This is a genomic window from Rhizobium sp. BR 315 (assembly GCF_050577975.1).
In the GTDB taxonomy this organism is placed as follows: domain Bacteria; phylum Pseudomonadota; class Alphaproteobacteria; order Rhizobiales; family Rhizobiaceae; genus Rhizobium; species Rhizobium miluonense.
This window is the reverse complement of record NZ_JARWKZ010000128.1, coordinates 1-1,490: the sequence shown is the minus strand read 5'-3', so window position 1 is coordinate 1,490 and position 1,490 is coordinate 1. Positions and strand designations below refer to the sequence as shown.

Here is a 1,490-nt window from a genome sequence, read left to right as displayed (position 1 = left end):
CAGCCTGTGTGGAAACGTTTGGAGGCTCCGGTTTGACCGGGGCCTCTTTTGGTTTCTGGGTCTATGCGGGTTTTGATGTTATGTTTATGGTGCGCCTGATGTTGTAGGCGAGCACCGAGAGGGCCATTTCGGTTCTGGTGCCCTTGAGGTTTCTGGTCAGGAAACGTCCGCCTGCCATCATCCGTTTGATGGTGCCGAACGGATGTTCTGCGGTGCATCGACGCTTTCGCATCATGTCGGGCGTTGCCCGTTGATGCATGCGGGCGAGTGCATCTTCATCGAGATGCCTTTGGACGTATCTTCGGGTGGCCGTGGTACATTTTTGCTTGAGCAGACAAGCGGCGCAATCGGCGGCCTGTGCAGCATAGAGCACGCTGCGCTCCTTGCTGATGAGCTGTTTGCGCGTCAGCTGATGGCCTGCCGGACAGATGAAATGGTCCGCCTCTACATCGTATGAGAACGCGCGACGATCGAACAAGGTGCCATCGCCGGTATTGTTGACTGCGCGGTTTGACGGCGCGCAGGCCATGATGCCGTCTTCCTCACAGGCGCTGGCCTGAGCGCCATTGGAATAACCGGCATCGGCAACCACCGTCAGGCTTTCCAGGCAAAGTTCGTCCCTGGTCGCGCTTGCCATCGGATGCAGCATGCGATTATCGGTGGCCTCGTCGGTGACCTCATGGTGGACGATCAGGCCGGTATCGGTATCGACGGCGGTCTGCACATTGTAGGCGGGCGGCTTTGGTCCCTTGCCCTTGCCCATCGGCCGTGCATCCGCCTCGCCATCGACAAGCGTGGTACGACCTTCGTCGTCCAGCCGTCTTGCCATCCGGTCCAGTTCGCCCCGGCGGCTCTCAAGCGATGCGATAGCGCTTGCCACGGCGTCGGCCGCATCCTCCGGCTCGTTCTTATCGGCCTCATCCAGTCCCGAGAGATAAGCGGTGATCTTGCCGTCGAGACGGGCGCGTTCCGCCTCGATCTCGCGGCGTCCCATGATCTTCTTGGCACTGGCCACGGCGCGGAACTTCGACCCGTCCAACGCCACCAGGCGGGCGCTGAACAAACCGGCATCGCGGCAAATCAGCACGAAAGCCCGGCAGGCACCGACGATCGCCGGCCCGTTGTCACGGCGGAAATCGGCGACCGTCTTGAAGTCCGGCGCAAGCTGACGCAGCAGCCACATCGTCTCCACATTACGCCGGCATTCACGCTCCAGTCGCCGGGAGGAGCGCACCTCGTTGAAATAGCCGTAGATGTAGAGCTTCAGCAGATCACGCGGATCGTAGGGGGGACGACCTGTCGAGGCCTCAACCGCTCGCCTGAATCCGAGCTGCGCAACATCAAGCCCATCGACAAAGGCATCGATCACCCGCACCGCAGCATCTGCCGCAACGTAATCCTCGATCCGGGCTGGCAACAGCGACGTCTGACCCCGATCAGTCCCTGAAATGTATCCCATGAAAATGGCCGCATCGTTTCCAATGCGGCCA

The 1,490-nt window shown here is 60.8% G+C and carries 1 protein-coding gene; it reads right to left on the bottom strand.

What is annotated here, in order from left to right:
• Positions 1-61 precede the first annotated feature (61 nt).
• Positions 62-1,459 carry an IS1182 family transposase gene (locus QD409_RS35310; RefSeq protein WP_430765021.1) on the bottom strand — a complete coding sequence of 466 codons (1,398 nt, stop codon included), beginning with the start codon at positions 1,457-1,459 and terminating at the stop codon, positions 62-64.
• Between the last annotated feature and the right edge of the window lie 31 nt (positions 1,460-1,490).

Coding starts and splice junctions, on each gene's coding strand:
- QD409_RS35310 (WP_430765021.1), bottom strand. CDS start 1,459: ATGGGATACATTTCAGGGACTGATCGGGGTCAGACGTCGCTGTTGCCA.